This is a genomic window from Streptomyces sp. NPDC001594 (assembly GCF_042893675.1).
Lineage (GTDB): Bacteria > Actinomycetota > Actinomycetes > Streptomycetales > Streptomycetaceae > Streptomyces.
The window spans coordinates 285,770-308,569 of the sequence record NZ_JBIAVB010000008.1; the positions used below are offsets into that span (position 1 = coordinate 285,770).

A 22,800-nucleotide genomic window follows, 5' to 3' on the forward strand; every position below is an offset into this window, starting at 1 on the left:
GGTCCCATGGCGACGCGATCCAGACGCAGTCCGAACAAATCCCCCCAGCGCCCCCCGGCACCGCCCTCCGCCCGTGACGGCGGCCCCGCGGCCCTGGGCCCGCTGACCGGACGCTGGGTCCTCGCCGGCACGGACGGCCGGCTCAGCGCGTACGCCCGCACCGGCGGCGGCCTCCTGCGCTGGACCGAACAGACCCCCGGCGGCCCCGGCTGGAGCGGCCCGGACTTCTTCCCCGCCGACGGCCTGACCGACCTGTCGGTGGGTCAGGGCCCCGACGGGTACGCCCACTTCACCGGCCGGCGCCGCGCCCCCAACGGCGACACCGAGACGCTGACCTACCACCACGCCGTGCAGTACCAGAGCGGCCGCCCGATCGGCCCCTGGGAATCCCTGGGCACCCTCTACCAGAACGTCGAGATGTCCCTGCGCGGCGGCCCGCCGACCGTGACGGTGGACGGCCGGGGCGCGGCCCACGTCTTCGTCCGCAACAACGGGCGCGGCATCCACATGAAGCGCCAGGACAAGAAGGGCGACTGGGGCCGCTGGGAGGACCTCAAGGGCAGCATGACCTTCGAGGCGGGCTGCGCCACCTCCACCGCCGACGGGCTCACCGCCTTCGCCGCCCCCGGTGACAAGGGGCTCACCTTCTGGGCGCAGTCCGCTCCCGGCGGCCCCCTGAAGATGGCCGAGGTGGTCCCCTACCTCGCCCGCGACGGCTCGCTCGCCCTCCTGGAGACGGCCCCGGGCCGGGTCACCCGGTTCTGGCACGCGGCGGACGGCAGCGGGGTGTTCGCCCACCGCGAGGGCGCCGGGGTGATGTCCCTGGGCGGCGGTCCCGGGCACGGGGCGGTGGCCGCCGTGCGCGCCCTGGTCGACGGCTACGACTGCACGGTGCTGGCCCACCGAGCCCTGGACGGCCGTACCGCACTGGCCGCGTACCCGACGGAGAACGAGGCGGCCGGGCTCTGGTGGACCGGGATCGGCGAGGAGTGCCCGGACTCCCCGGCCCTCGCCGTCGACGCCCGCGGCCTCGTCGTCATCGCCTCGATCAGCGCCCGCGGTGAACTGCTGGTCAACCGGCAGAAGGTCAGCTCCGGCCTCTCACTGGGCCGCTGGCAGCGCTTCTGACCGGTCGCCCGTGCGCCGCCGTCCCTGTGGCGGGATGCTGGCCAGGCCGTGCCGGGCGATGGCCAGGCTGGAGATGCGCCGCAGGAACTCCACCGAGCGGGCGGCCGTGTCCGGGGTGATCCAGGCGTCGTCGAGCTCGCACAGCTCGACCCGTACCGGCGCCCCGCGCAGCACGATCGGCAGGGTGTAGGCGATGGTGGACGCGAAGGTCAGCAGGGACAGCCCGATGGGTTCGGTCAGCGCGGTCAGCTCCAGCGGCAGCTCGGGGTGGACGATCTCCATGCCGGTCAGGGCGGAGATCCGGTCCAGCTTCCGCGCGCTCTCCCGGCGGTGCGCCAGATAGCGGCCGGCCGCCCGGGTACGGGCGATCCAGCCGACGGCCTCGATGTACCGGTCCTCGTCGATCACCCCGGTCTCCACCAGGGAGCTGCCCGCCAGGTCCGTCCCGGGCCGGGGGCGGGCAGGGCCGAAGGTGGCCCGGCTCCAGGCGTACTCGTTGGGCCGGACCTCGGCGCCGGGCGGCGCGGCCACCGGCATGCAGGTGAAGAAGACGGCCCGCTCCAGCTCCTCCCGGGCCAGCCACCGGTTCACCGGGCCGCCCTTGGCGGACTTGGCGTCCCCCTGGTGCCAGCGGGTCAGCTGCTGCCCGCTCGCCAGTAGGGCGACCAGTTCGGTGGTGGCGGTGCCGTCGTCGACGACGACCACCTCGCGGGCCCGGGAGCGCGGCAGCAGCAGCTGGATGGTGCGGGAGAACAGGTCCCCGATCACCAGCCGCCGGGCCGCCGCCACCGCCCGGCCCAGCCGGACCAGTTCGCCGGCCCGCCCCAGGTAGCCCGCGCGGACCTCGTAGCGTCGCCAGACCACCTTGGCCTGGGACGCGTACCGGCACAGCCGGCGGACCTGCGCGCGCGAGCGCGGGTCCACCGGCTGGAGCACGGCGATGGTGAGGGAGGCTGCCTCGCCCGGGTGGGCGTGGGCCCACTCCAGGACATTCAGTAGTTGAGCCGGGCTCTCCACCAGGGCGAGGGTCTCGCTCATGCCGAGGCCGTCACGCCCTCGGCGGCGGGGGTGCCCTGGACGCGGCGGAGCTTCTTCATGGGGGCGAGCTCGGAGTCGTAGACCCGCTTGACGCCGTCGCCGAGGGCGGTCTCGATGGTGCGGATGTCGCGCACGAGGCGGGCGAGGCCGCCGGGCTCGACGGAGGCGGCCTGGTCGGAGCCCCACATCGCGCGGTCGAGGGTGATGTGCCGCTCGACGGCGCAGGCGCCCATGGCGACGGCGGCCACGGTGGTCTGCAGGCCGGTCTCGTGGCCCGAGTAGCCGATCGGCACGTTGGGGTAGGCCGCCTCCAGGCTGTTGATGACCCGCAGGTTCAGCTCCTCGGCCTTGGCCGGGTAGGTGGAGGTGGCGTGCAGCAGGACGATGTTCTCGCTGCCGAGCACCTCGACGGCGTGCCGGATCTGCTGCGGGGTGGACATGCCGGTGGACAGGATCACCGTCTTGCCGGTGGCGCGCAGGGCCAGGAGCAGCTCGTCGTCGGTGAGGGAGGCGGAGGCCACCTTGTGCGAGGGCACGTCGAACTTCTCCAGGAAGGTGACGGCCTCGGTGTCCCACGGGGAGGCGAACCAGTCGATGCCGCGCTTCGCGCAGTGCTCGTCGATGGCCCGGTACTCGTCCTCGCCGAACTCCACGCGGTGGCGGTAGTCGATGTAGGTCATCCGGCCCCAGGGGGTGTCGCGTTCGATGTCCCACTGGTCGCGCGGGGTGCATATCTCGGGGGTGCGCTTCTGGAACTTCACCGCGTCACAGCCTGCGTCGGCGGCCGCGTCGACGAGCGCGAGGGCGTTGGCCAGCTCACCGTTGTGGTTGATCCCGATCTCGCCGATCACATAGGTGGGCCGGCCCGCGCCGACCTCCCTGTTTCCGATCCGGCGGATCCGGTTGCTGTGCACCACTGTTCAGAGTTCCTTTCCGGGGTACTGCTCGGGTTGCGGCGACGGGGTCGCCGAAGTCTGCTGGGGGTCCAGGAGCGGGGCCAGGGCCCGGGCCCGGTCGAGGTCGCCGGGTTCGTCGAGCTCGATGGCCCGCTCGGGGGCCGTGGGGACGAGCTGGGTCCGGCCGAAGAAGCGGTGGCCGCTGCGGCGGAAGCCCTCGGCGCGCATCGCGTAGACGGCGCCGGACTCCAGGTATTCGGGCGTACGGTCCTGGCGGCGCAGCCGCACCGCACTGTCGTGGTTGACGCCCCGCGCCCGGTGGCCGGGCCCGTGGCCGGGGTCGGCGGTCCACAGGAAGCCGTGGAAGGGCACGGCGGTGAAGGCGGAGTCGGCGCCGTCGCGGACGATGGCCAGGACGGCCTCGTCCACCTCCTCGGAGGTGATGAAGGGGCTGGTGCACTGGACGAAGACCAGCACGTCCACGGCCTCGGAGTGGCGTTCCTCCAGCGCGTCCAGCGCGTGCAGCAGCGCCGATTCGCTGGACGCCCGGTCCGAGCCCAGTTCGGCCGGCCGCTCCACCACCTCGGCGCCGGCCGCGCGGGCGGCGCGGGCGATCGCCGCGTCGTCGGTGGAGACGGCGACCCTGCTCACGTGGGCGGCGCCCAGGCAGGCCCGTACGGCGCGGGCCACCAGCGGCACCCCGCCGACCTCGGCCACGTTCTTGCCGGGGATGCCCTTGGAGCCGCCCCGGGCGGGTATGACGGCGGTGACGTTCACAGGGCTGCTCTCCTGGTGGGGGCGGGGGCGGGGGCGGGGGCGGTCATACGCCGCCCCACTGCTGGATCTTCGGGGCCACGCGCTGGACCCCGAACTGGTAGGCGACCTTGAGCACGCGCCGCGAGGTGCGCTTCATCGGGCCGCGGGAACGGGCCGCGGCGGCGCCCGGGCCCGGTGAGCCGTCGGGATTCAGCCCCCGGCGCCGCAGCAGCGTACCGACGTATTCGGGCGCGCTCGCGGCCGTGTAGTACGGGGTGATCGCCGGGAGCCGGCTCCCGCGCAATTCGAGAATACGGGCGCGGAGTTCACCGAAGGGGTCATGGGAGCGGATTCCCTGGTCGACCGTCCACGCTTCGTGCGCGATCGGGGCCGCACCCTCGTCTATCGCGGTCCAGTCGGTGACGCAGCCGGAGCCGGTGAAGTAGTGGTTCCCGTGGATTTCGCGCACTCCGAGATCGCTCAGGATGGCGGTCGGCATTCCCCGGTGCATCGATTCGAGGGCGGCCGTGGAACTGACGGTCACCAGGAGATCGGTGCGGTCGAGGGTCTGCGACATGTTGCCGTACACGAAATGCAGATTGGGCGGCAGCGGTTCGTCCAGCTGTTCCGCGAGGACCTGGTAGTGGAACGCCTCCACGTGCGTGGTCGCCTCACCCGGCTTGCTGCGGAGTTTCACGAGCACGTCCCGACCCGGGCGCAGCCGGGCATGGGATATCGCACGGCGCAGCATGTACAGCCGGCCGCTGCGGTCGGCGGGTACCGACGGCTGGACGGCGAAGCACACCGTATAAGGGTGTTCGGCGAAAGTCCGGGCCGGGTCGTAAGGGCGCTGGTCGAGAAAGGGGAGCGCCGTCTGGACGATGCTGGACGCCGGAATTCCGAGGGGTTCGTACACCTCGGTGAAACGGCGCCGGTCGAAAGGGCTGTTGGCGAGGACGATATCGGCGCCGGCCCGCAGGAGGAGGCCGTCGGCCATCTTCTCGTAGACGACGCCGACGTAGCCGGTCATCAGGATCGGCCGCCGCGGGGCCCCGGCGAAGCGGCGGGCCAGCGCGTGCAGGGCCGCGTGGGTGGCGCCGCCGACGGTGCCCAGGATGATCACGTCGGCCGTGTCGAGGGCGGGGTCCGCCGCGAACTCGGCGAGCGTGGCCTCGGCGATGGAGGAGGGGGTGATGCCGACCTCCGCCAGCTGGCGCGCGGTCGGCGTGCTCCGGCCGCGCAGCATGTGCGCGTGGACCTCGCTGCCCGGCGCCAGGCCCACCGCCAGCCCCGCACCCCATTTCCAGCGGGTGTCGGAGTCGGCGAGCACGTGGATGCGCACTGGTGGATTCCCGGTCGGTCGGCGGAGCCCAACTGCTGTCGGCGGGCCCGCAGCTGGACGCGGGCTCGGGCGGGCTGGCCGCGCGGCCCGTTAGACCTTACATCCTCACCTGAGCCTTATGTGTCACGGAAAGGCCTCGACCGCCGGGGGAGTTGTACGTCACACGCCGAGCACCGTTCGGGCTCTCCCGCGGGCTCTGACATGATGGCCCGGTGTCGATGAATGGGGAGAAGGTGAGTGCCGACGATGGTGACGCTTTCGGTAATCGTCGCGATGTGTGACGTCCGCGACTTCTGCCGGACCACGCTGAAGTCCCTGGCCCTGAATGCCCGGGAGGACTTCGAGTTCATCGTGGTGGACGACGCGTCCGTTGACGGGACATCAGAGATCCTGCGGGAGATGGTACCCGGGATTCCCGGAGCCGTACTCATCCGCAACGAGCGGAACAGGGGAATATCGGCGACCCGGAACATCGGACTTGCCGCCGCCCGCGGACGCTTTTTCACCTTCCTCGACGGGGACGACTGGTACGCCCCAGGATATCTCGCGCAACTGGTCGGCTGGATGAGCCAGTCGGGCGTCGATTTCCTGCGCACCGGCCATGTCCGCGTCCATGGGAAAAAGCGCAAGATCGTCATGCCCCCGCTCGCGCCGCGGGCCCTTCCCCTCGATCCGCTGGACTACATGGGCCCGGTGGACGCCTCCACCTTCATCGACTACCCGTCGGTCTGGGCCGGCGTCTACGACCGTGAGCGGCTGCACGCGGCGGGAGCGCTGTTCTTCGAGGAGAGGCTGCGGACCGCCGAGGACCGGCACTGGTTCTACCAGCTGCACCTGCGGATGCGCTCCTTCGGAGTGGTCGACCTCCACGGCGTCTTCTACCGTCGCGATGTGTCCACTTCGCTCACCAGGATCCCGGACGAACGCCAGCTCGACTTCCTTCCCGCCTTCCGGCTCGTTTTCGACGAGCTCGCCGGCCATCCGCGCGGATATGAACTCTCGTTCAAGGCCATGCGAACTCTGTGTGCGCTCATCGTCATTCACATGGACCGCGCCCAGGACTACGACGAACTCACCCGGGCCCTGCTCCTGGAACGCAGCGCGCGGACCCTCTTCGACCTTCCCCAGGACATCCTGGAGGGGACCCTGGCAGGAATGGACTCCGCACGCGTGAACAAGCTCAGAGCGCTGATGTCCCAACAGATGTCCCAGCAGATGCCGCAGCAGATGTCGCAGCACCAGGGTGCCGCCGCCCGATGACCCGGATATTCGCCGCCTCCACCCTCTACGGCGCCATGACGGTGGCCGCCGCCATCGACGCCGGCCAGTTCGGCCGGGACGACCGCGAGCGCATCCTGCTCGTCTGCAACAACGTCGACATCCCCGAGGTCGCCACCCCGCTGCACCGCATGCCGGGCTCCGCCGCCGTCCTCGCCCGCTTCCACCGCGTCGTCTACTGGAACGACCTCATCTACCCCTTCCACCCCTCGCTGTGGGGCCCCCGCGACGAGGACGCCCCCCTCTGGCGCACCGTCATGGGGGAGAAGATGGGCATCCGGCCCGGCCCCCTGGACCTCGTCGTCGAGTCCATCCAGGTCAAGCCCGCCCAGACGCTGTGCAAGATCTTCTCCGACGCCACCCTCGCCGTGTACGCCGACGGGGTCATGAGCTACGGACCCACCCGCAACGACCTGCCCCGCCCCCTCCACGGCCGGATCGAGCGGGTCCTCTACCTCGACCTGGTCCCCACCCTGCTGCCCATGCTCCTCACCGAGTACGGGATCCCCTCCGAGCCGGTCCGCACCGACGCCGTCCTCGCGCTGATGGCGGAGCTCACCGAGGAGTGCCGCCCCCTCCTCGACCGGGTGATCCCGCCGCAGCTGGCCCGCAGCGGCCCCCAGACCGCCCTCCTCCTCGGCCAGTACCTCTCCCCCCTCGGCATCCTCACCGAGGAGGAAGAGGAGGAGCTGCACCGGCGGATGTTCGAGCACGCGGTACGGCTGGGCCACGGCGCGGTCGTCTTCAAACCGCACCCCAGCGCCCCCTCCAGCCTCTCCGACACCCTCGCCGCGGCGGCCCGCGAGGCCGGCGTCCCCTTCCTCGTCCTGGACGTCCCCGTCCTCGCCGAGACGGTCTTCGCCCACCTGCGCCCCCGCCAGGTCATCGGCTGCTTCTCCACCGGCCTGTTCACCGCCCGCGCCCTGTACGGGATCCCCGTCGCCCAGATCGGCGCCCTGGAGGTCATCCGGCGCATGCGGCCCTACGCCAACAGCAACCGCATCCCCGCCACCCTCACCCACGCCCTGGTCCCCGACCTGGACGCCGTCCCCGAGGCACCGGCCGCCGTCCCGGCCGACCGGATCCTGGACGTCGAGCACATCCGCACCGAGGTCACCCCCTACGTCCAGGCCGTCGGCTACTGCATGCAGCCCAAGCGGTACGCCTTCCTGCGCCCGGTCGCCGAGGAGTACGTCGCCGCGGCCGTCGACGGGTGGGAGGCCCGCCCCGAGCTGTCCATGCACTTCAACGAGCGCACCCGCACCCGCTTGGAACTGCCCGGCCCGCGCACCTGGAAGTGGCGGCGCGGCCTGGGCTGGACCCTGCGCGGCGCCGGGGAGCGCACCGCGCCGGACGAACTGCCCGTCACCGACATCACGCTCGGCGGGTTCGCCTCGCTGGTCGAGGCCAAGGACGACGACGGGATCCTGGAGGTCGGCGCCCGGCTGCTCGCCGAGCAGGAGAACCTGGACCTGCTCCTCGGCATGGCCCAGGCCCACATCCGCCGCAAGGAGACCGACCAGGCCAGGCGGCGGATCGAGCGGGCCGCGCAGATCTCCGCGGACAGCGGGCGCGCCCTGGTCTGGCTGCGGATCGCCGAGACCGCGGCCAAGCTCGGCAAGCACGGCGACGACCTGCGCCGCGACGCCGCCCGGCGGGCCCTGACCCTCAACCCGGCCTCGCCGGCCGCCCAGCGCCTGGTCAAGAGCGGCCGGCTCGGCCGCCGCTGAACCCGGGGACAACGGGAAGGGCCCCGTCCGCACCAGGTGCGGACGGGGCCCTCCTCTGTGCCCTGCGCCTTACGCCGGGACGCTGGCGACGCCGGGGGCGAGGAACTTCTTGCCGTTCACCCGCTCCGAGACGCCCTCACGGTCCAGGTACGGGGTGATGCCGCCCAGGTGGAAGGGCCAGCCCGCACCGGTGATCAGGCAGAGGTCGATGTCCTGGGCCTCGGCCACGACACCCTCCTCCAGCATCAGGCCGATCTCCTGCGCCACCGCGTCCAGGACGCGGTCGCGGACCTGCTCCTCCGTCAGGACGGAGTCGCCCTGCACCAGGAGGGCGGCGACCTCGGGGTCCAGCTCCGGCTTGAAGCCGTTCTCGGCGGAGTAGACGTAGAACCCGCGCTTGCCGGCCTCGACGACCCGCTTGAGGTTCGGGGAGACGGTGAAGCGCTCCGGGAAGGAACGGTTCAGCGTCTCGGAGACGTGCAGGCCGATCGCCGGACCGACGAGCTCCAGCAGGACCAGCGGGGACATCGGCAGGCCGAGCGGCTCGATGGCCTTCTCCGCCGTGGCCACCGGGGTGCCCTCGTCGATGACGTTCTGGATCTCGCCCATGAAGCGGGTCAGGATGCGGTTCACGACGAACGCCGGGGCGTCCTTCGTCAGCACGGCCGTCTTCTTCAGCTTCTTGGCGACACCGAAGGCCGTGGCCAGCGAGGCGTCGTCCGTCTGCTCACCGCGGACGATCTCCAGCAGCGGGAGGATCGCGACCGGGTTGAAGAAGTGGAAGCCGACCACGCGCTCCGGGTGCCGGAGCTTCGAGGCCATCTCCGACACCGACAGCGAGGAGGTGTTGGTGGCGAGGATCGCGTGCGCCGGGGCGACCGCCTCGACCTCCGCGAACACCTTCTGCTTGACGGACATCTCCTCGAACACGGCCTCGATGATGAAGTCCGCGTCCGCGAAGCCCTCGGCCTTGTCCAGGACGCCGGTCACCAGGGCGGTCAGGCGGTTGGCCTTGTCCTGGTTGATGCGGCCCTTGCCGAGCAGCTTCTGGATCTCGGCGTGGACGTAGCCCACGCCCTTGTCCACGCGCTCCTGGTCGATGTCGGTGAGGACCACCGGCACCTCCAGGCGGCGCAGGAACAGCAGCGCCAGCTGCGAGGCCATCAGGCCCGCGCCGACCACGCCGACCTTGGTGACCGGACGGGCCAGGGACTTGTCCGGGGCACCGGCCGGGCGCTTGCCGCGCTTCTGGACCAGGTTGAAGGCGTAGATGCCCGAGCGCAGCTCGCCGCCCATGATGAGGTCGGCCAGGGCCTTGTCCTCGGCGTCGAAGCCGGCCTGGAGGTCGCCGTCCTTGGCCGCGGCGATGATGTCCAGCGCGCGGTAGGCGGCCGGAGCGGCGCCGTGCACCTTGGAGTCCGCGATGGCGCGGCCCTTGGCGACGGCCGCGTCCCAGGCCTCGCCGCGCTCGACCTCGGCGCGTACGACCTCGGTCTCGCCCTTCAGGACCTTCGCGGTCCAGATCAGCGACTGCTCCAGGAAGTCGGCGCCCTCGAAGATCGCGTCGGCGATGCCGAGCTCGAAGACCTGCTTGCCCTTGAGCTGGCGGTTCTGGTTCAGCGAGTTCTCGATGATCACCGAGACCGCGCGCTCCGCGCCGATCAGGTTCGGGAGGATGGCGCAGCCGCCCCAGCCCGGAACCAGGCCGAGGAAGACCTCGGGCAGCGAGAAGGCCGGGATGGCCTTCGAGACGGTGCGGTACGAGCAGTGCAGGCCGACCTCGACACCGCCGCCCATCGCCGCGCCGTTGTAGTACGCGAAGGTGGGGACGGCCAGCGCGGAGAGGCGCTTGAAGACGTCGTGGCCGCCCTTGCCGATGGCGAGCGCCTCGTCGTGCTTCTTCAGCAGCTCGACGCCCTTGAGGTCGGCGCCGACGGCGAAGATGAACGGCTTGCCGGTGATGCCCGCGCCGACGATGGTGCCGGCGGTGGCCTCCTGCTCGACCTGGTCGACGGCCGCGTTCAGGTTGGCCAGCGACTGCGGGCCGAAGGTGGTCGGCTTGGTGTGGTCGAAGCCGTTGTCCAGCGTGATGAGCGCGAAGCGCCCGGCGCCGAACGGCAGGTCCAGGTGGCGGACGTGCGCGGACGTGACGACCTCGTCCGGGAACAGCTCGGCAGCGCCCTTCAGGAGCTCAGCGGTGGTGCTCACTTGGAGTCTCCCTCGGCGTCGAAGTTCGGGTTCTCCCAGATGACCGTGGCGCCCATGCCGAAGCCGACGCACATGGTGGTCAGGCCGTAGCGGACGTGCGGCTGCTCCTCGAACTGGCGGGCCAGCTGCGTCATCAGGCGGACGCCGGAGGAGGCCAGCGGGTGGCCGAAGGCGATCGCGCCGCCGTACTGGTTCACGCGGGCGTCGTCGTCGGCGATGCCGTAGTGCTCCAGGAAGGCGAGGACCTGGACCGCGAAGGCCTCGTTGATCTCGAAGAGGCCGATGTCCTCGATGGACAGGCCGGCCTGGGCGAGGGCCTTCTCCGTGGCCGGGATCGGGCCGTAGCCCATGACCTCCGGCTCCACGCCGGCGAAGGCGTAGGAGACGAGGCGCATCTTGACCGGGAGGTTGTTCTCGCGGGCGAAGTCCTCGGACGCGATGATCGCGGCGGTGGCGCCGTCGTTGAGACCGGCGGCGTTGCCCGCGGTGACCCGGCCGTGCGTACGGAACGGGGTCTTCAGGCCGGCCAGGTTCTCCAGCGTGGTGCCCGGGCGCATCGGCTCGTCGGAGGTGACCAGGCCCCAGCCCGTCTCACCGACCGCCTCGTTGGTGTTGCGCACCGAGATCGGGACCAGGTCCTGCTGGATCTTGCCGTCGGCGTACGCCTTGGCGGCCTTCTCCTGCGAGCGCACGGCGTACTCGTCGGCGCGGAGCTTGGTGATCGTCGGGTACCGGTCGTGCAGGTTCTCGGCGGTCATGCCCATGAACAGGGCGGACTCGTCGACCAGCTTCTCGGAGACGAAGCGCGGGTTCGGGTCGACGCCCTCGCCCATGGGGTGGCGGCCCATGTGCTCGACACCGCCGGCGAGGGCGACGTCGTACGCACCGAAGGCCACACCGCCCGCGACGGCGGTCACGGCGGTCAGCGCGCCGGCGCACATGCGGTCGATGGAGTAGCCCGGGACGGACTGCGGGAGGCCCGCGAGGATGCCGGCCGTGCGGCCCAGCGTCAGGCCCTGGTCGCCGATCTGGGTGGTCGCGGCGATGGCGACCTCGTCGATCTTCTTGGGGTCCAGGTCCGGGTTGCGGCGCAGCAGCTCCCGGATCGCCTTCACGACGAGGTCGTCGGCGCGGGTCTCGTGGTAGATGCCCTTCGGGCCCGCCTTGCCGAACGGGGTGCGGACGCCGTCGACGAAGACGACGTCCCTGACGGTACGAGGCACGTTGGCTCTCCTCCAGGTGCGGGTGTGCACTGCTGCGCGGCGGAGCGCTCCTTCCGAACTGAGCGCCCGCTCACCCGGCCCATGCTACTTGCGGGTAACTCATGTGCACACCCCCTCCCCGAACAGCGGCGAAGGTCACACCGCACCGCCTCGGGGGACGGCCGCCCCCGGGAACGCCGAGAGCCCCCGTCCGCGGGCGCGGGACGGGGGCTCTCGGGGCGGTACGGGTCAGGAGGCGGCCGACCGCAGGGCCGCCACCAGGGCCGGGGTGACCTGTTCGACCTGCCACGGGCGGGCGCCGTAGCCGGACAGGGCCTCGGCGACCGAGCCCGCGTCGGCGGGGCGCGGCGGCTCCCAGCACAGGCGGCGGACGGTGTCCGGGGAGATCAGGTTCTCCTGGGGCAGGTTCAGCCCCTCGGCCAGCTCCGACACGGCCGCACGGGCCGCGGAGAGCCGGGCCGCGGCGGCCGGGTCCTTGTCCGCCCAGGAACGCGGCGGCGGCGGGCCCGAGGGGGCCGCTCCGGGCTGCGGCAGCTCGCTCTCGGGCAGGGCCTTCGCCCGGTCCACGGCGGCCATCCACTGGTCCAGCTGCCGCCGGCCCATCCGCTGCCCGTACCCCGGCAGGGCCGACAGCGCGTGCACGTTCGCGGGGACGGCCAGGGCGGCCTCCACGATCGCCGCGTCGCCCAGCACCTTGCCGGGGGAGACGTCTCGGCGCTGCGCGATCCGGTCGCGGGCCTCCCACAGCTCCCGCACCACCGCCATCTGCCGGCGGCGGCGCACCTTGTGCATGCCCGACGTGCGCCGCCACGGGTCCTTGCGCGGCGGGGCGGGCGGGGCGGAGGCGATGGCGTCGAACTCCTGGCGGGCCCACTCCAGCTTGCCCTGCCGGTCCAGCTCCTTCTCCAGCGCGTCGCGCAGGTCCACCAGCAGCTCCACGTCCAGCGCGGCGTAGCGCAGCCAGGGCTCGGGCAGCGGGCGGGTGGACCAGTCGACGGCGGAGTGCCCCTTCTCCAGCTGGTAGCCGAGCACGCTCTCGACCATCGCCCCGAGCCCGACCCGGGGGAAGCCGGCCAGCCGGCCCGCGAGCTCGGTGTCGAACAGGGTGGTGGGGGCCATGCCTATTTCCCGCAGGCAGGGCAGGTCCTGGGTGGCGGCGTGCAGGATCCACTCCGCGTCGGACAGGGCCTCGCCCAGGGCGGACAGGTCCGGGCAGCCGACCGGGTCGATCAGCGCGGAGCCCGCGCCCTCGCGGCGCAGCTGCACCAGGTAGGCGCGCTGGCCGTAGCGGTACCCGGAGGCGCGTTCGGCGTCGACGGCGACGGGGCCGGTGCCCGCCGCGAAGGCCGCGACGACCTCGGCGAGCGCCTCGGCTTCGGCCACGACGGGTGGGATGCCCTCGCGGGGCTCCAGCAGGGGAATCGGCAGCCCATCGGACGAAACCTCTTCGTCCGGGGGGCCGCCCCCGGTGGTGGTGCGCAGGTGTGCTGCGGTCTCTTGGGCGTCGGTCACCGGTCAAGGGTATCCGTGTATGTGACGCGCCCGTCGCCGGAACGTTCCGTCGACGGGCGCGAAGGGAGAGGTGCGGGCCCTGCCGGGGTTGCCCGGCGGTCGGCCCGGCGGGCTCAGGGCGCGGTCAGTGGATGATCCCCGTCCGCAGCGCGACGGCGACCATCCCGGCCCGGTCGCCGGTGCCGAGCTTGCGGGCGATCCGGGCGAGGTGGGACTTGACGGTCAGGGCGGACAGGCCCATCGAGACGCCGATGGCCTTGTTGGACTGCCCCTCCGCGACGAGGCGCAGGACCTCGACCTCGCGGCCGGACAGCTCCCGGTAGCCGCCCGGGTGGCTCGGGGCACCCGGGGGGCGGCGGTGCATACGGGCGGCGGCGGCACCGATGGGGGCGGCGCCGGGCCGGGTGGGGAGTCCGATGTTGGTGCGGGTGCCGGTGACCACGTAGCCCTTCACACCGCCCGCGAGGGCGTTGCGCACGGCTCCGATGTCATCGGCGGCGGACAGGGCCAGGCCGTTCGGCCAGCCGGCGGCGCGGGTCTCGGAGAGCAGGGTGAGACCGGAACCGTCGGGCAGGTGGACGTCGGCCACGCAGATGTCGCGCGGGCTGCCGACGCGGGGGCGGGCCTCCGCGATGGACGACGCCTCGATCACGTCGCGGACTCCGAGGGCCCACAGATGGCGGGTCACCGTGGAACGGACGCGCGGGTCGGCCACGACGACCATGGCCGTCGGCTTGTTCGGGCGGTAGGCGACCAGGCTTGCGGGCTGCTCGAGAAGAACGGACACCTAGGCCTCCTGGGGGAGTGGCGGGACGGGCCGGCTCGGGGAAGGAAGCCGGTGCGCACCGTGCGGATGGTCACTGACTCCTTCGGCACGTCACCCGCCCGGCTTTAGGGAATGATCACGATTTGGTGAGTAACAATTCGGGCAATTCGGACGCACGATCGATCAAGGGATGATCAGAAGCCCGCCATGACCGCACGGCTTTGACGCTCCGTCACGACACTGAACGATCGCCCCCCGCCGCCGGACACCCCCGTCCGGCCGCCCCCGCCCGCTCCGGACGGCCCCCGCGGGCCGCCCGCTACGGGTGGTGCGGACCGCGCCGCTGTGGCAGGGACACCACGCCCGGCGTCCCCTCCGCCGGGGACACCGGCGGCAGCCCCGCGATCTGGCACAGCAGCTCGCACCAGGCCGCCAGGTGCGCGGCGGTGTCCGGCACCCCGCCGACCCCCTCCCGGGGGGTCCAGGAGGCCCGGATCTCGATCTGCGTGGCCGGACGCCGGTCCCCGAGCCCCCCGAAGTAGTGCGAGCTCGCCCGGGTCACGGTCCCGCTCGGCTCCCCGTACGCCAGCCCGCGCGCCTCCAGCGCCCCGGTCAGCCAGGACCAGCACACCTCAGGCAGCAGCGGGTCCGCCGCCATCTCCGGCTCCAGCTCCGCCCGCACCAGCGTGACCAGCCGGAAGGTGCCCTGCCAGGCGTCGTGCCCGGACGGGTCGTGGAGCAGGATCAGCCGGCCGTCGGCCAGGTCCTCCTCGCCGTCCACGACCGCGGCCTCCAGCGCGTACGCGTACGGGGCCAGCCGCTGGGGCGGTTTCACGGGGTCGATCTCGATCCCGGACCTCAGCCGCGCCTTGCGCAAGCCGTCGACCGCCCGTCGGAACGGGAGCGGGACCGAGCTCTCCTTCGCGCCGTCCACGCCGTCAGCGCCATCTGAAAATCGTCCCTGAGCCGCAGCCATGCCGGGAAGACTAGGCGGAACGGGCGCCCGTACGGCGCAGGGACACCCGCGCCGGGCCGGGCACTTCTTCATACGTGCGAAGATTTGGGTCGTGAGCGCCAACGACCGCCCCCAGGGCCAGCCGAGTCAGACGTACGATTCCGCCTTCCTGAAGGCCTGCCGGCGCGAGCCGGTGCCGCACACCCCGGTGTGGTTCATGAGGCAGGCCGGCCGCTCACTCCCCGAATACCGCAAGGTCCGCGAGGGCACCGGCATGCTCGAGTCCTGCATGCGCCCCGACCTGGTCACCGAGATCACCATGCAGCCGGTGCGCCGGCACGGCGTGGACGCGGCGATCTTCTTCTCCGACATCGTCGTGCCGCTCAAGGCCATCGGCGTCGACCTCGACATCAAGCCGGGCATCGGCCCGGTCGTCGCCCAGCCCATCCGCCGCCGCGAGGACCTCGCACAGCTGCGCGACCTCACCCCCGAGGACGTCCCGTACGTCACCGAGGCGATCGGCATGCTCACGGGTGAACTCGGCGGCACGCCGTTGATCGGCTTCGCCGGCGCGCCTTTCACCCTCGCGAGCTACCTCGTCGAGGGCGGCCCGTCGAAGAACCACGAGCACACCAAGGCCCTGATGTACGGGGACCCGGAGCTCTGGGCGGACCTCGTCGACCGCCTCGCGGACATCACCTCCGCCTTCCTGAAGGTCCAGATCGAGGCCGGCGCCTCCGCGGTCCAGCTGTTCGACTCCTGGGTCGGCGCCCTGCCCCCGGCGGACTACCGCCGATCGGTCATGCCGGCGTCGGCGAAGGTCCTGGAGTCCGTCGCCGCGTACGGGGTCCCGCGCATCCACTTCGGCGTGGGCACGGGCGAGCTGCTCGGCCTGATGGGCGAGGCCGGCGCGGACGTCGTGGGCGTCGACTACCGGGTCGCCCTGGACGAGGCCGCCCGCCGGGTCGGCCCCGGCAAGGCGCTCCAGGGCAACCTGGACCCCGCGGTCCTCTTCTCCACCACCGAGGCGGTCGAGGCCAAGACGGACGAGGTCCTCGCCGCCGCGGCGGGCCTGGAGGGCCACGTCTTCAACCTCGGCCACGGCGTCCTGCCGACGACCGACCCCGACGCGCTGACCCGCCTGGTGGACTACGTCCACACCCGCACGCGGCGCTAGGGACACACCGGCGGGGCTGAACCCAGCCCCGCCGGCGGCGCGGCCCCCCGGGGCTACACCCCCGCCGCCCGTACCGCGGAGACCGCCTTGCGGGCCGCGACCAGGACCGGGTCCCACACGGGAGAGAACGGCGGGGCGTAGCCCAGGTCCAGGGCGACGACCTGTTCCACCGTCATCCCGGCCGTCAGTGCCACCGCCGCCACGTCCACCCGCTTCGCGGACCCGGCCCCGCCCACGATCTGGACGCCCAGCAGCCGCCCCGTGCGCCGCTCCGCCAGCATCTTCACCGTCATCTCCGCCGCCCCGGGGTAGTACCCCGCCGTGTTCGTCGAGCGGATCGTGGCCGTCACGAAGCGCAGCCCCGCCGCCAGGGCGTCCTTCTCGCGCAGTCCCGTCCGGGCGATCTCCAGGTCGCAGACCTTGCTCACCGCCGTCCCGACCACCCCGGGGAACGTCGCGTAGCCGCCGCCCGCGTTCGTGCCGATGACCTGGCCGTGCTTGTTGGCGTGGGTGCCCAGCGGGATGTGCCGCTCGCGGCCCGCGACCAGGTCCAGGACCTCCACGCAGTCACCGCCCGCCCAGACGTCCTCGTGGCCCCGGACCCGCATCGACAGGTCCGTCAGCAGGCCCCCCGACTCCCCGAGCGGCAGCCCCGCCGCCCGCGCCAGGGCCGTACGGGGCTCCACGCCGATGCCGAGCACCACCACGTCCGCCGGGTACTCCTCGCCCGAGGCCGTGGCCACCGACCGGGCGCGGCCCTCCTCGTCGGTGAGGATCTCGACCGCCTCGGCGCCGGAGACCGTGAAGATGCCCATGGCGTTCATCGCCGAGTGGACCAGGCCGCCCATGTCCGGGTCCAGGGTCGCCATCGGCTGCGGCCCCCGGTGCAGGACCGTCACCCCGTACCCGCGGTGGACCAGGGCCTCGGCCATCTCCACGCCGATGTAGCCCGCGCCGACCACCACCGCCCGGCGGCCCTCCGTCCGTTCCAGGCCGTCCATCAGCCGCTGGCCGTCGTCCAGCGTCTGGACCCCGTACACCCCGTGGGCGCCGATCCCCGGCAGCTTCGGCCGGACGGGGCGGGCGCCGGTCGCCAGGACCAGCTTGTCCCACCCCGTCCAGGACTCCTCCCCGCTGTCCAGGTCCCGGGCGCGCACCCGGCGGCCCGCCAGGTCCAGTTCCAGGACCTCCGTGCGGGTGCGCAGGTCGATGCCCCGGGCGCGGTGCTCCTCGGGGGTGCGGGCGATCAGCTCGTCCCGCTCGGCGACCTGCCCGCCCACCCAGTACGGGATCCCGCACGCGGAGTACGAGGTGAAGTGCCCCCGCTCGAAGGCGGTGATCTCCAGCTCCCCGGGCCCCTTGAGCCGCCGGGCCTGGGACGCGGCGGACATCCCCGCCGCGTCACCGCCGACCACCACCAGTCGTTCCGTCGCCATCGCCCTGCCCGCCCTCCGCGCCCTGCGCCGTCGCCTCCGTTACGGGGACACGCTACGGGCGGACGGCCCGTCAGGCCCCGTCCTCGGGCGCACCGCCCGCCGGGCCCGGGGCCGGGGCGGTGCCCGGAGCGGCGGCCTGCCGGGGTACCAGGGTGTGCCGCAGGCCCGCCTTCGGCTTCGCCGGACGGAACCTGCGGTAGAGCCGGAACCCGAAGGCCACCAGCGCCGCGGCGAGGACGAAGGGAAGCACGGCGGCGAGCGCGAGCCCGAGGTAGCCGACGAGACGCGCGAACACCTTCCAGCCGCCGGCCAGAGCGTCGCCCATGCCGGGCTCCCGCTCCTTCTTCTCCTTCTCCACCGGGGCCGGAGCGGGCTCCGAGACCGACACCGTGACCGTGCCCATCGAGGTCTGGTCCTTCAGCGCGTTCTGCTGGGCCAGCAGGGACTCCAGGTCGGACTGGCGCCGGCTCAGCTCGCTCTCCAGCATGACCACGTCACTGAGCGCGGAGGCCTTCTCCATCATCTCCCGCACCCGCGCCACGCTGGCCTGCTGCGACTTCACCCGGCTGTCGACGTCGGCGACCTTCTCGGTGACGTCCTGGGCCTCCACCTTCCGGTTCAGCAGCTTCCCGCTGCCCTCCAGGGAGGCGATCACCGCGTCGAACCGGTCCCCGGGCACGCGCAGGGTCAGCGTGGAGGTGATCCGCCCGTCGCCGCCGCGGTCGGTGGTCTCGGCGCCCACGTAACCGCCCGCGCCCTCGGCCGCCGTCCGGGCCGCCGCGATGACCTTCTGCGGTTCGGCCGTCTCGATGCCGAGCCTCCCCGTTCGGATGACGTTCGGCCGGACCGGGGCCTGCGGCTGCCCCTTGGCGTCCGGCGCGGCCGGGGCGGCGGCCGACCCGGCCCCCGGCTTGCCCTGCGCGCCCTCCCGGGGGGCCGCCGCGGCCGCCCGGTCGCCGGACGAGGCCGTCCCCCCGCCGGCGCTGCAGCCGGTGAGCACGAGGCCCCCGGCCAGGGAGAGGCCCGCCAGGGCGGCCGCCGCGCGGTGCTGTCTGCTGAGCGTGTGCATCGTCAAGTACCCCCGGGGGTTCGGCAGATGTCACCGCTTCGACGTGCGCACGGCCGCCCCGGGTTTCGTCCCGCGGATCCCGACCCGGTTCCGATGCGGTCACGTTCGGGCCTCGGCGGACGGTCTGAGACGATGGGTCCATGGACGAAGCGGACACGCGTACGAACGGGGCGGGACGGCCGGGGCCGTCCCGCCATGTCGTCGTCATCGGCGGCGGCATCGCGGGCCTCGCAGCCGCCCACCGGCTCCTCGCCGACGGCCTGCGCGTCACCCTCCTGGAGGCCGGCGGGCGCCTCGGCGGCAAGCTGTACGCCGGTGAGCTCGCCGGAGCCCCCGTCGACCTCGGCGCCGAGTCCGTCCTCGCCCGCCGCCCCGAGGCCCTGGAGCTGGCCCGCGCCGTCGGCCTCGGCGACGACCTCCAGCCCCCGGCCACCGCCACCGCCCGGCTCTGGACCCGCGGCGCCCTGCGCGACATGCCCCGCGGCCACGTCATGGGCGTCCCGGGCGACGCGGCCGCCCTCGCCGCCTCCGGCGTGCTCTCCGCCGAGGGCCTCGCCCGGATCGCCGCCGACACCGAACTCCCGCCCACCGAGGTCGGCGAGGACGTCGCCGTCGGCGAGTACGTGGCCGCGCGGATGGGCCGCGAGGTCGTGGACCGGCTGGTCGAGCCCCTGCTCGGCGGGGTCTACGCCGGCGACGCCTACCGGATCTCGCTGCGCGCCGCCGTCCCGGCCCTCTTCGACGCCGCCCGCACCCACCCCACCCTGACCGGCGCCGTCCGCGCCCTCCAGGAGGGGGCCGCCGCCCGCGCGGCCGCCGAGCGGACCACCGTCACCGGCGCGGCCGCGTCGGGGGCCTTCTTCGCGGGGATCTCCGGCGGCATCGGCCGCCTCCCGCTCGCCGTCGCAGAAGCCTGCCGGGCCGCCGGAGCCCGCATCCTGACCGGCACCCCGGCGCGCGGCCTCGCCCGTACGCCGCAGGGCTGGCGGATCACCACCGACGGCGAGGCCCTCGACGCCGACGGCGTCGTCCTGGCCGTCCCGGCGGCCCCGGCCGCACGGCTGCTCGACGCCCTCGCCCCCGCGGCCGCCGCGGAGCTGCGCGAGGTGGAGTACGCCTCCATGGCCCTGGTCACGATGGCCTTCCGCCGCTCGGACCTGCCCCCGGCCGTCGCCGACGGCACCGCGAGCGGCTTCCTCGTACCGCCGGTGGACGGCCGCACGATCAAGGCGTCCACCTTCTCCAGCAACAAGTGGGCCTGGGCCGGCGCCGACCCCGACCTCTTCCTGCTGCGCACCTCCGTCGGCCGCCACGGCGACGAGGGCGACCTGGGGCGGGAGGACTCCGAGCTCGTCGACGTCTCCCTCGCCGACCTCGGCGAAGCCGTCGGGCTGGCCGCCCGGCCGGTCGCCTCCACCGTCACCCGCTGGGACGGCGGCCTGCCCCAGTACCCCGTCGGCCACCTCGCCCGCGCCGGCCGGATCCGGACCGCCGTGGCCGCCCTGCCCGGCCTCGCGGTCTGCGGCGCCCTCTACGACGGGGTCGGGATCCCGGCCTGCATCGCCGGCGCCGGGAAGGCCGCGGAGGCGGTCACCGCCTCGATGGCCACCCCTGGCACCGAGCACTGATCAGCACACGGGACAATGGACACATGACTGCACCAGAGAAGATTCCCAATGCGGGGAAGAAGGCGAAGGACCTCAACGAGGTCATCCGCTACACCCTGTGGTCCGTCTTCAAGCTGAAGGACGTCCTGCCGGAGGACCGCGGCGGCTACGCCGACGAGGTCCAGGAGCTGTTCGACCAACTGGCGGCCAAGGACATCACCGTCCGCGGCACCTACGACGTCTCCGGCCTGCGCGCCGACGCGGACATCATGATCTGGTGGCACGCCGAGACCTCGGACGAGCTGCAGACCGCCTACAACCTCTTCCGCCGCACCAGGCTGGGCCGCGCGCTGGAGCCGGTGTGGTCGAACATGGCCCTGCACCGCCCCGCCGAGTTCAACAAGTCGCACATCCCGGCCTTCCTGGCCGACGAGGTCGCCCGCGACTACGTCAGCGTCTACCCGTTCGTGCGCTCGTACGACTGGTACCTGCTGCCCGACGAGGACCGCCGCCGCATGCTCGCCGACCACGGCAAGATGGCCCGCGGCTACCCGGACGTGCGTGCCAACACCGTCGCCTCCTTCTCCCTGGGCGACTACGAGTGGCTGCTGGCCTTCGAGGCCGACGAGCTCTACCGCATCGTCGACCTCATGCGTCACCTGCGTGCCTCCGAGGCCCGGATGCACGTCCGTGAGGAGGTGCCCTTCTACACCGGGCGCCGCAAGTCCGTCGCCGATCTGGTGGCCGGGCTCGCCTGATACCTCCCCTGGGGGGAAGGACCGGAGGACGACCGCGCTCTCGCGACATGAGCGGCCTCCGGTGGATCGGGAGGCCCTGCCCCCGAAACGACGCAGCCGGAGATCCCGCCCGGAAGTTCAGACGAGCGGCGGCAGCAGCGCCCTGGGGGCGCTGCCCGCCCCCTCGTCCAGTGTCACCGGTGCGGGCTCCGGATGCGGCGCACAGCTCACGCGCCACCCCGGGGTGGTCCCCGTCAGCAGATACCGCTCCACATGCCGGTCCACGCACGCGTTGCGCCCGCCGGTCACCCCGTGGGCGCCCGCCGCCCGCTCCGTCACCAGCGCGGCCCCGGCGCCCAGGCGCCGCTGGAGTTCCAGCGCGCCCGTGTACGGCGTCGCGCCGTCCCGCTCCGCCGCCACGATCAGCGTGCCGGGCAGCCGCAGGGCCGTCGGGGGCGCCCCGACCGCGACCGGCCGCTGCCGCTCGCGCACCGGCCAGGCGGCGCAGGGCAGGTTGAGGAAGGCGTTGGCCCAGGTCTCGAAGGGGGCCCGGCGGGCCAGTTCGGTGTTGTCCCGCTCCCAGGTCTCCCAGTCGGCCGGCCAGGGGGCGTCGTTGCACAGCACCGCCGTGTAGACGGCCGTCGCGTTGGCCGCGCGCGCCGCCGACTCCGGGTCGCGGGCCGCCTGGCGGACGAGCGGGGCCGGGTTCCCGCGCAGGTACGCTGCCAGCGCCGCGGCGCGTTCCGGCCACACGTCGTCGTAGTACGCCGCCTTGAGGTAGGCCGCCTGGAGTTCGCCCGTGCCGACGAGCCCGCCCGCCGGGGTGCGGGCCACGGCCGCGCGGACCTTCTCGTAACTCCGCTGCACCGCCCGGGCTGTGGCGCCCAGCCCGTACACGTCGTGGTGGCGGGCGGTCCAGGCGCGGAAGTCGGCCCAGCGGCGTTCGAACCCCGGGGCCTGGGCGAGGTTGTCGAGGTACCAGACGCGGCGGGGGTCGGGGTCGACCGCCGAGTCGAACACCATGCGCCGGACCCGGTCCGGGTGCCGGGTGGCGTACACCGCGCCGAGGTACGTTCCGTAGGAGGCCCCGAAGAAGCTCAGCCGCCGCTCCCCGAGGGCGGCCCGCAGCACGTCGAGGTCGCGCGCGTTGTTCAGGGTGGTGTACTGCGCCAGGGCGGGCCCGGCGCGGCGGGCGCAGCCCTCGGCGTAGGCCCGGGCGGCCGCCAGCCGCTCCCGCCGGTACGCGGGGGAGGGATCGGCCGGGACCTGGGTGGGCCCCTGCGCCGGCTCGGCGGGGTCCTGGCAGGTCAGCGTGCCGGACCGGCCGACGCCGCGGGGGGCGTAGCCGACCAGGTCGTAGGCGGCGGCGATCCGGCTCCAGGCGGGCCGTGCGGCCAGGAGCGGGAAGTACGCCCCGGAGGCCCCGGGCCCGCCGGGGTTGAACACGAGCGCGCCCTGCCGGGCGGCGCCGCCCCGGCCCGTGGCGGGGACCCGGGTGACGGTGAGGGAGATCTGCGGGCCGTCGGGGCGGGCGTAGTCGAGCGGGACCCGCAGGACGGCGCAGCGGACGGGATCGGGCAGTTCCTCGGCGGCGGGGCACGGCCCGAACTCCAGCGGCCCGCCGCCCCCGGCCGCCGGCGGCCGGGGCATGGGGCGGGTCACCGGGCGGCTGCCCTGCGTCGGGCGGGTGCCGGCCGCCGGAGGCCGGCCCTGGGCCGGGGCCCCGGCCGCGCCGGTGACCGGCCGCAGGGCGGCAGCGGCGGCGGCCCGGCGGGCCACCAGCTCGGCCCCGGCGTCCTCGGCCGCGAGTCGTTCGGCCGCGGGGTCCGGGCCGCTCGCCCGGGCCGGGACGGCCGGGGCGCCCAGGGTGAGGCATAGGGCCGCCGAGGCGACCGCGTACCGTGCGAGCGTCGTCCGCATGGCGACCCCTTCGTCTCATCGT

The 22,800-nt window shown here is 73.5% G+C and carries 18 protein-coding genes; 6 read left to right on the plus strand and 12 right to left on the minus strand.

Annotation, left to right across the window (positions count from 1 at the left end; genetic code table 11):
* Positions 1-6 precede the first annotated feature (6 nt).
* Positions 7-1,128, plus strand: a complete 1,122-nt coding sequence (locus ACFY0O_RS18575) for a hypothetical protein (RefSeq protein ID WP_388947718.1) — start codon at positions 7-9, stop codon at positions 1,126-1,128.
* On the opposite strand, the gene ACFY0O_RS18580 is transcribed toward ACFY0O_RS18575, so the two are convergent.
* The 4 genes from ACFY0O_RS18580 to ACFY0O_RS18595 are packed head-to-tail and all read right to left on the minus strand — an operon-like array spanning position 1,102 to position 5,160.
* A complete protein-coding gene (locus tag ACFY0O_RS18580) occupies positions 1,102-2,166 on the minus strand; it encodes a hypothetical protein (protein ID WP_388947719.1) in 1,065 nt (354 codons plus the stop codon). The two genes, ACFY0O_RS18575 and ACFY0O_RS18580, sit on opposite strands and share 27 nt — an antisense overlap.
* Positions 2,163-3,083, minus strand: a complete 921-nt coding sequence (locus ACFY0O_RS18585) for an N-acetylneuraminate synthase family protein (RefSeq protein ID WP_388947720.1) — start codon at positions 3,081-3,083, stop codon at positions 2,163-2,165. Before ACFY0O_RS18585 ends, ACFY0O_RS18580 begins: the two co-directional genes overlap by 4 nt.
* Before the next feature lie 3 nt (positions 3,084-3,086).
* Entirely contained in the window at positions 3,087-3,839 is a 753-nt protein-coding gene (locus tag ACFY0O_RS18590; protein ID WP_388947721.1) for a cytidylyltransferase domain-containing protein, read from the minus strand.
* Between the two features lie 43 nt (positions 3,840-3,882).
* The gene (locus tag ACFY0O_RS18595) at positions 3,883-5,160 is read right to left on the minus strand and encodes a DUF6716 putative glycosyltransferase (RefSeq protein WP_388947722.1); all 1,278 of its coding nucleotides are present in this window, start codon (positions 5,158-5,160) and stop codon (positions 3,883-3,885) included.
* A gap of 246 nt (positions 5,161-5,406) precedes the next feature.
* Between ACFY0O_RS18595 and ACFY0O_RS18600 the strand changes: the two genes are divergently transcribed.
* Both ACFY0O_RS18600 and ACFY0O_RS18605 read left to right on the plus strand, forming a co-directional pair.
* On the plus strand, positions 5,407-6,420 hold the full coding sequence (locus ACFY0O_RS18600) for a glycosyltransferase family 2 protein (protein WP_388947784.1): 1,014 nt from the start codon (positions 5,407-5,409) through the stop codon (positions 6,418-6,420).
* A complete protein-coding gene (locus ACFY0O_RS18605) occupies positions 6,417-8,168 on the plus strand; it encodes a polysialyltransferase family glycosyltransferase (RefSeq protein ID WP_388947723.1) in 1,752 nt (583 codons plus the stop codon). Before ACFY0O_RS18600 ends, ACFY0O_RS18605 begins: the two co-directional genes overlap by 4 nt.
* Before the next feature lie 69 nt (positions 8,169-8,237).
* On the opposite strand, the gene ACFY0O_RS18610 is transcribed toward ACFY0O_RS18605, so the two are convergent.
* From ACFY0O_RS18610 to ACFY0O_RS18630, 5 genes are all read right to left on the minus strand, one after another.
* Complete coding sequence (locus tag ACFY0O_RS18610) at positions 8,238-10,376, minus strand: 3-hydroxyacyl-CoA dehydrogenase NAD-binding domain-containing protein (protein WP_388947724.1); 2,139 nt, start codon at positions 10,374-10,376, stop codon at positions 8,238-8,240.
* Positions 10,373-11,599: an acetyl-CoA C-acyltransferase gene (locus ACFY0O_RS18615; RefSeq protein ID WP_344166202.1), complete on the minus strand. Its 1,227-nt coding sequence runs from the start codon at positions 11,597-11,599 to the stop codon at positions 10,373-10,375. Before ACFY0O_RS18615 ends, ACFY0O_RS18610 begins: the two co-directional genes overlap by 4 nt.
* A 228-nt stretch (positions 11,600-11,827) precedes the next feature.
* On the minus strand, positions 11,828-13,111 hold the full coding sequence (locus tag ACFY0O_RS18620) for an HRDC domain-containing protein (protein ID WP_388947725.1): 1,284 nt from the start codon (positions 13,109-13,111) through the stop codon (positions 11,828-11,830).
* A gap of 124 nt (positions 13,112-13,235) precedes the next feature.
* On the minus strand, positions 13,236-13,898 hold the full coding sequence (locus ACFY0O_RS18625; RefSeq protein ID WP_007267191.1) for a response regulator transcription factor: 663 nt from the start codon (positions 13,896-13,898) through the stop codon (positions 13,236-13,238).
* A gap of 298 nt (positions 13,899-14,196) precedes the next feature.
* On the minus strand, positions 14,197-14,853 hold the full coding sequence (locus tag ACFY0O_RS18630) for a DUF3000 domain-containing protein (RefSeq protein WP_388947726.1): 657 nt from the start codon (positions 14,851-14,853) through the stop codon (positions 14,197-14,199).
* Between the two features lie 91 nt (positions 14,854-14,944).
* Here ACFY0O_RS18630 and hemE point away from each other — a divergent pair, with 91 nt between their 5' ends.
* On the plus strand, positions 14,945-16,009 hold the full coding sequence (gene hemE / locus ACFY0O_RS18635; protein ID WP_388947727.1) for a uroporphyrinogen decarboxylase: 1,065 nt from the start codon (positions 14,945-14,947) through the stop codon (positions 16,007-16,009).
* Between the two features lie 53 nt (positions 16,010-16,062).
* On the opposite strand, the gene ACFY0O_RS18640 is transcribed toward hemE, so the two are convergent.
* Entirely contained in the window at positions 16,063-17,445 is a 1,383-nt protein-coding gene (locus ACFY0O_RS18640) for an FAD-dependent oxidoreductase (protein WP_388947728.1), read from the minus strand.
* Between the two features lie 70 nt (positions 17,446-17,515).
* Complete coding sequence (locus ACFY0O_RS18645; RefSeq protein WP_388947729.1) at positions 17,516-18,514, minus strand: DUF4349 domain-containing protein; 999 nt, start codon at positions 18,512-18,514, stop codon at positions 17,516-17,518.
* A 140-nt stretch (positions 18,515-18,654) separates the two neighbouring features.
* Here ACFY0O_RS18645 and hemG point away from each other — a divergent pair, with 140 nt between their 5' ends.
* Both hemG and hemQ read left to right on the plus strand, forming a co-directional pair.
* Positions 18,655-20,142, plus strand: coding sequence for a protoporphyrinogen oxidase (hemG, locus tag ACFY0O_RS18650; protein ID WP_388947730.1), 1,488 nt, complete (start codon positions 18,655-18,657; stop codon positions 20,140-20,142).
* 23 nt (positions 20,143-20,165) lie between these two features.
* Positions 20,166-20,879 carry a hydrogen peroxide-dependent heme synthase gene (hemQ, locus tag ACFY0O_RS18655; protein WP_388947731.1) on the plus strand — a complete coding sequence of 238 codons (714 nt, stop codon included), beginning with the start codon at positions 20,166-20,168 and terminating at the stop codon, positions 20,877-20,879.
* 117 nt (positions 20,880-20,996) lie between these two features.
* On the opposite strand, the gene ACFY0O_RS18660 is transcribed toward hemQ, so the two are convergent.
* Complete coding sequence (locus ACFY0O_RS18660) at positions 20,997-22,778, minus strand: alpha/beta fold hydrolase (RefSeq protein WP_388947732.1); 1,782 nt, start codon at positions 22,776-22,778, stop codon at positions 20,997-20,999.
* Positions 22,779-22,800: the final 22 nt, after the last annotated feature.

Bases quoted from the DNA above. Each gene is read 5' to 3' on its own strand.
- ACFY0O_RS18575 (WP_388947718.1), top strand. From the start codon at position 7: ATGGCGACGCGATCCAGACGCAGTCCGAACAAATCCCCCCAGCGCCCC.
- ACFY0O_RS18580 (WP_388947719.1), bottom strand. From the start codon at position 2,166: ATGAGCGAGACCCTCGCCCTGGTGGAGAGCCCGGCTCAACTACTGAAT.
- ACFY0O_RS18600 (WP_388947784.1), top strand. From the start codon at position 5,407: ATGGTGACGCTTTCGGTAATCGTCGCGATGTGTGACGTCCGCGACTTC.
- ACFY0O_RS18605 (WP_388947723.1), top strand. From the start codon at position 6,417: ATGACCCGGATATTCGCCGCCTCCACCCTCTACGGCGCCATGACGGTG.
- ACFY0O_RS18630 (WP_388947726.1), bottom strand. From the start codon at position 14,853: ATGGCTGCGGCTCAGGGACGATTTTCAGATGGCGCTGACGGCGTGGAC.
- ACFY0O_RS18640 (WP_388947728.1), bottom strand. From the start codon at position 17,445: ATGGCGACGGAACGACTGGTGGTGGTCGGCGGTGACGCGGCGGGGATG.
- ACFY0O_RS18645 (WP_388947729.1), bottom strand. From the start codon at position 18,514: ATGCACACGCTCAGCAGACAGCACCGCGCGGCGGCCGCCCTGGCGGGC.
- hemG (WP_388947730.1), top strand. From the start codon at position 18,655: ATGGACGAAGCGGACACGCGTACGAACGGGGCGGGACGGCCGGGGCCG.
- hemQ (WP_388947731.1), top strand. From the start codon at position 20,166: ATGACTGCACCAGAGAAGATTCCCAATGCGGGGAAGAAGGCGAAGGAC.
- ACFY0O_RS18660 (WP_388947732.1), bottom strand. From the start codon at position 22,778: ATGCGGACGACGCTCGCACGGTACGCGGTCGCCTCGGCGGCCCTATGC.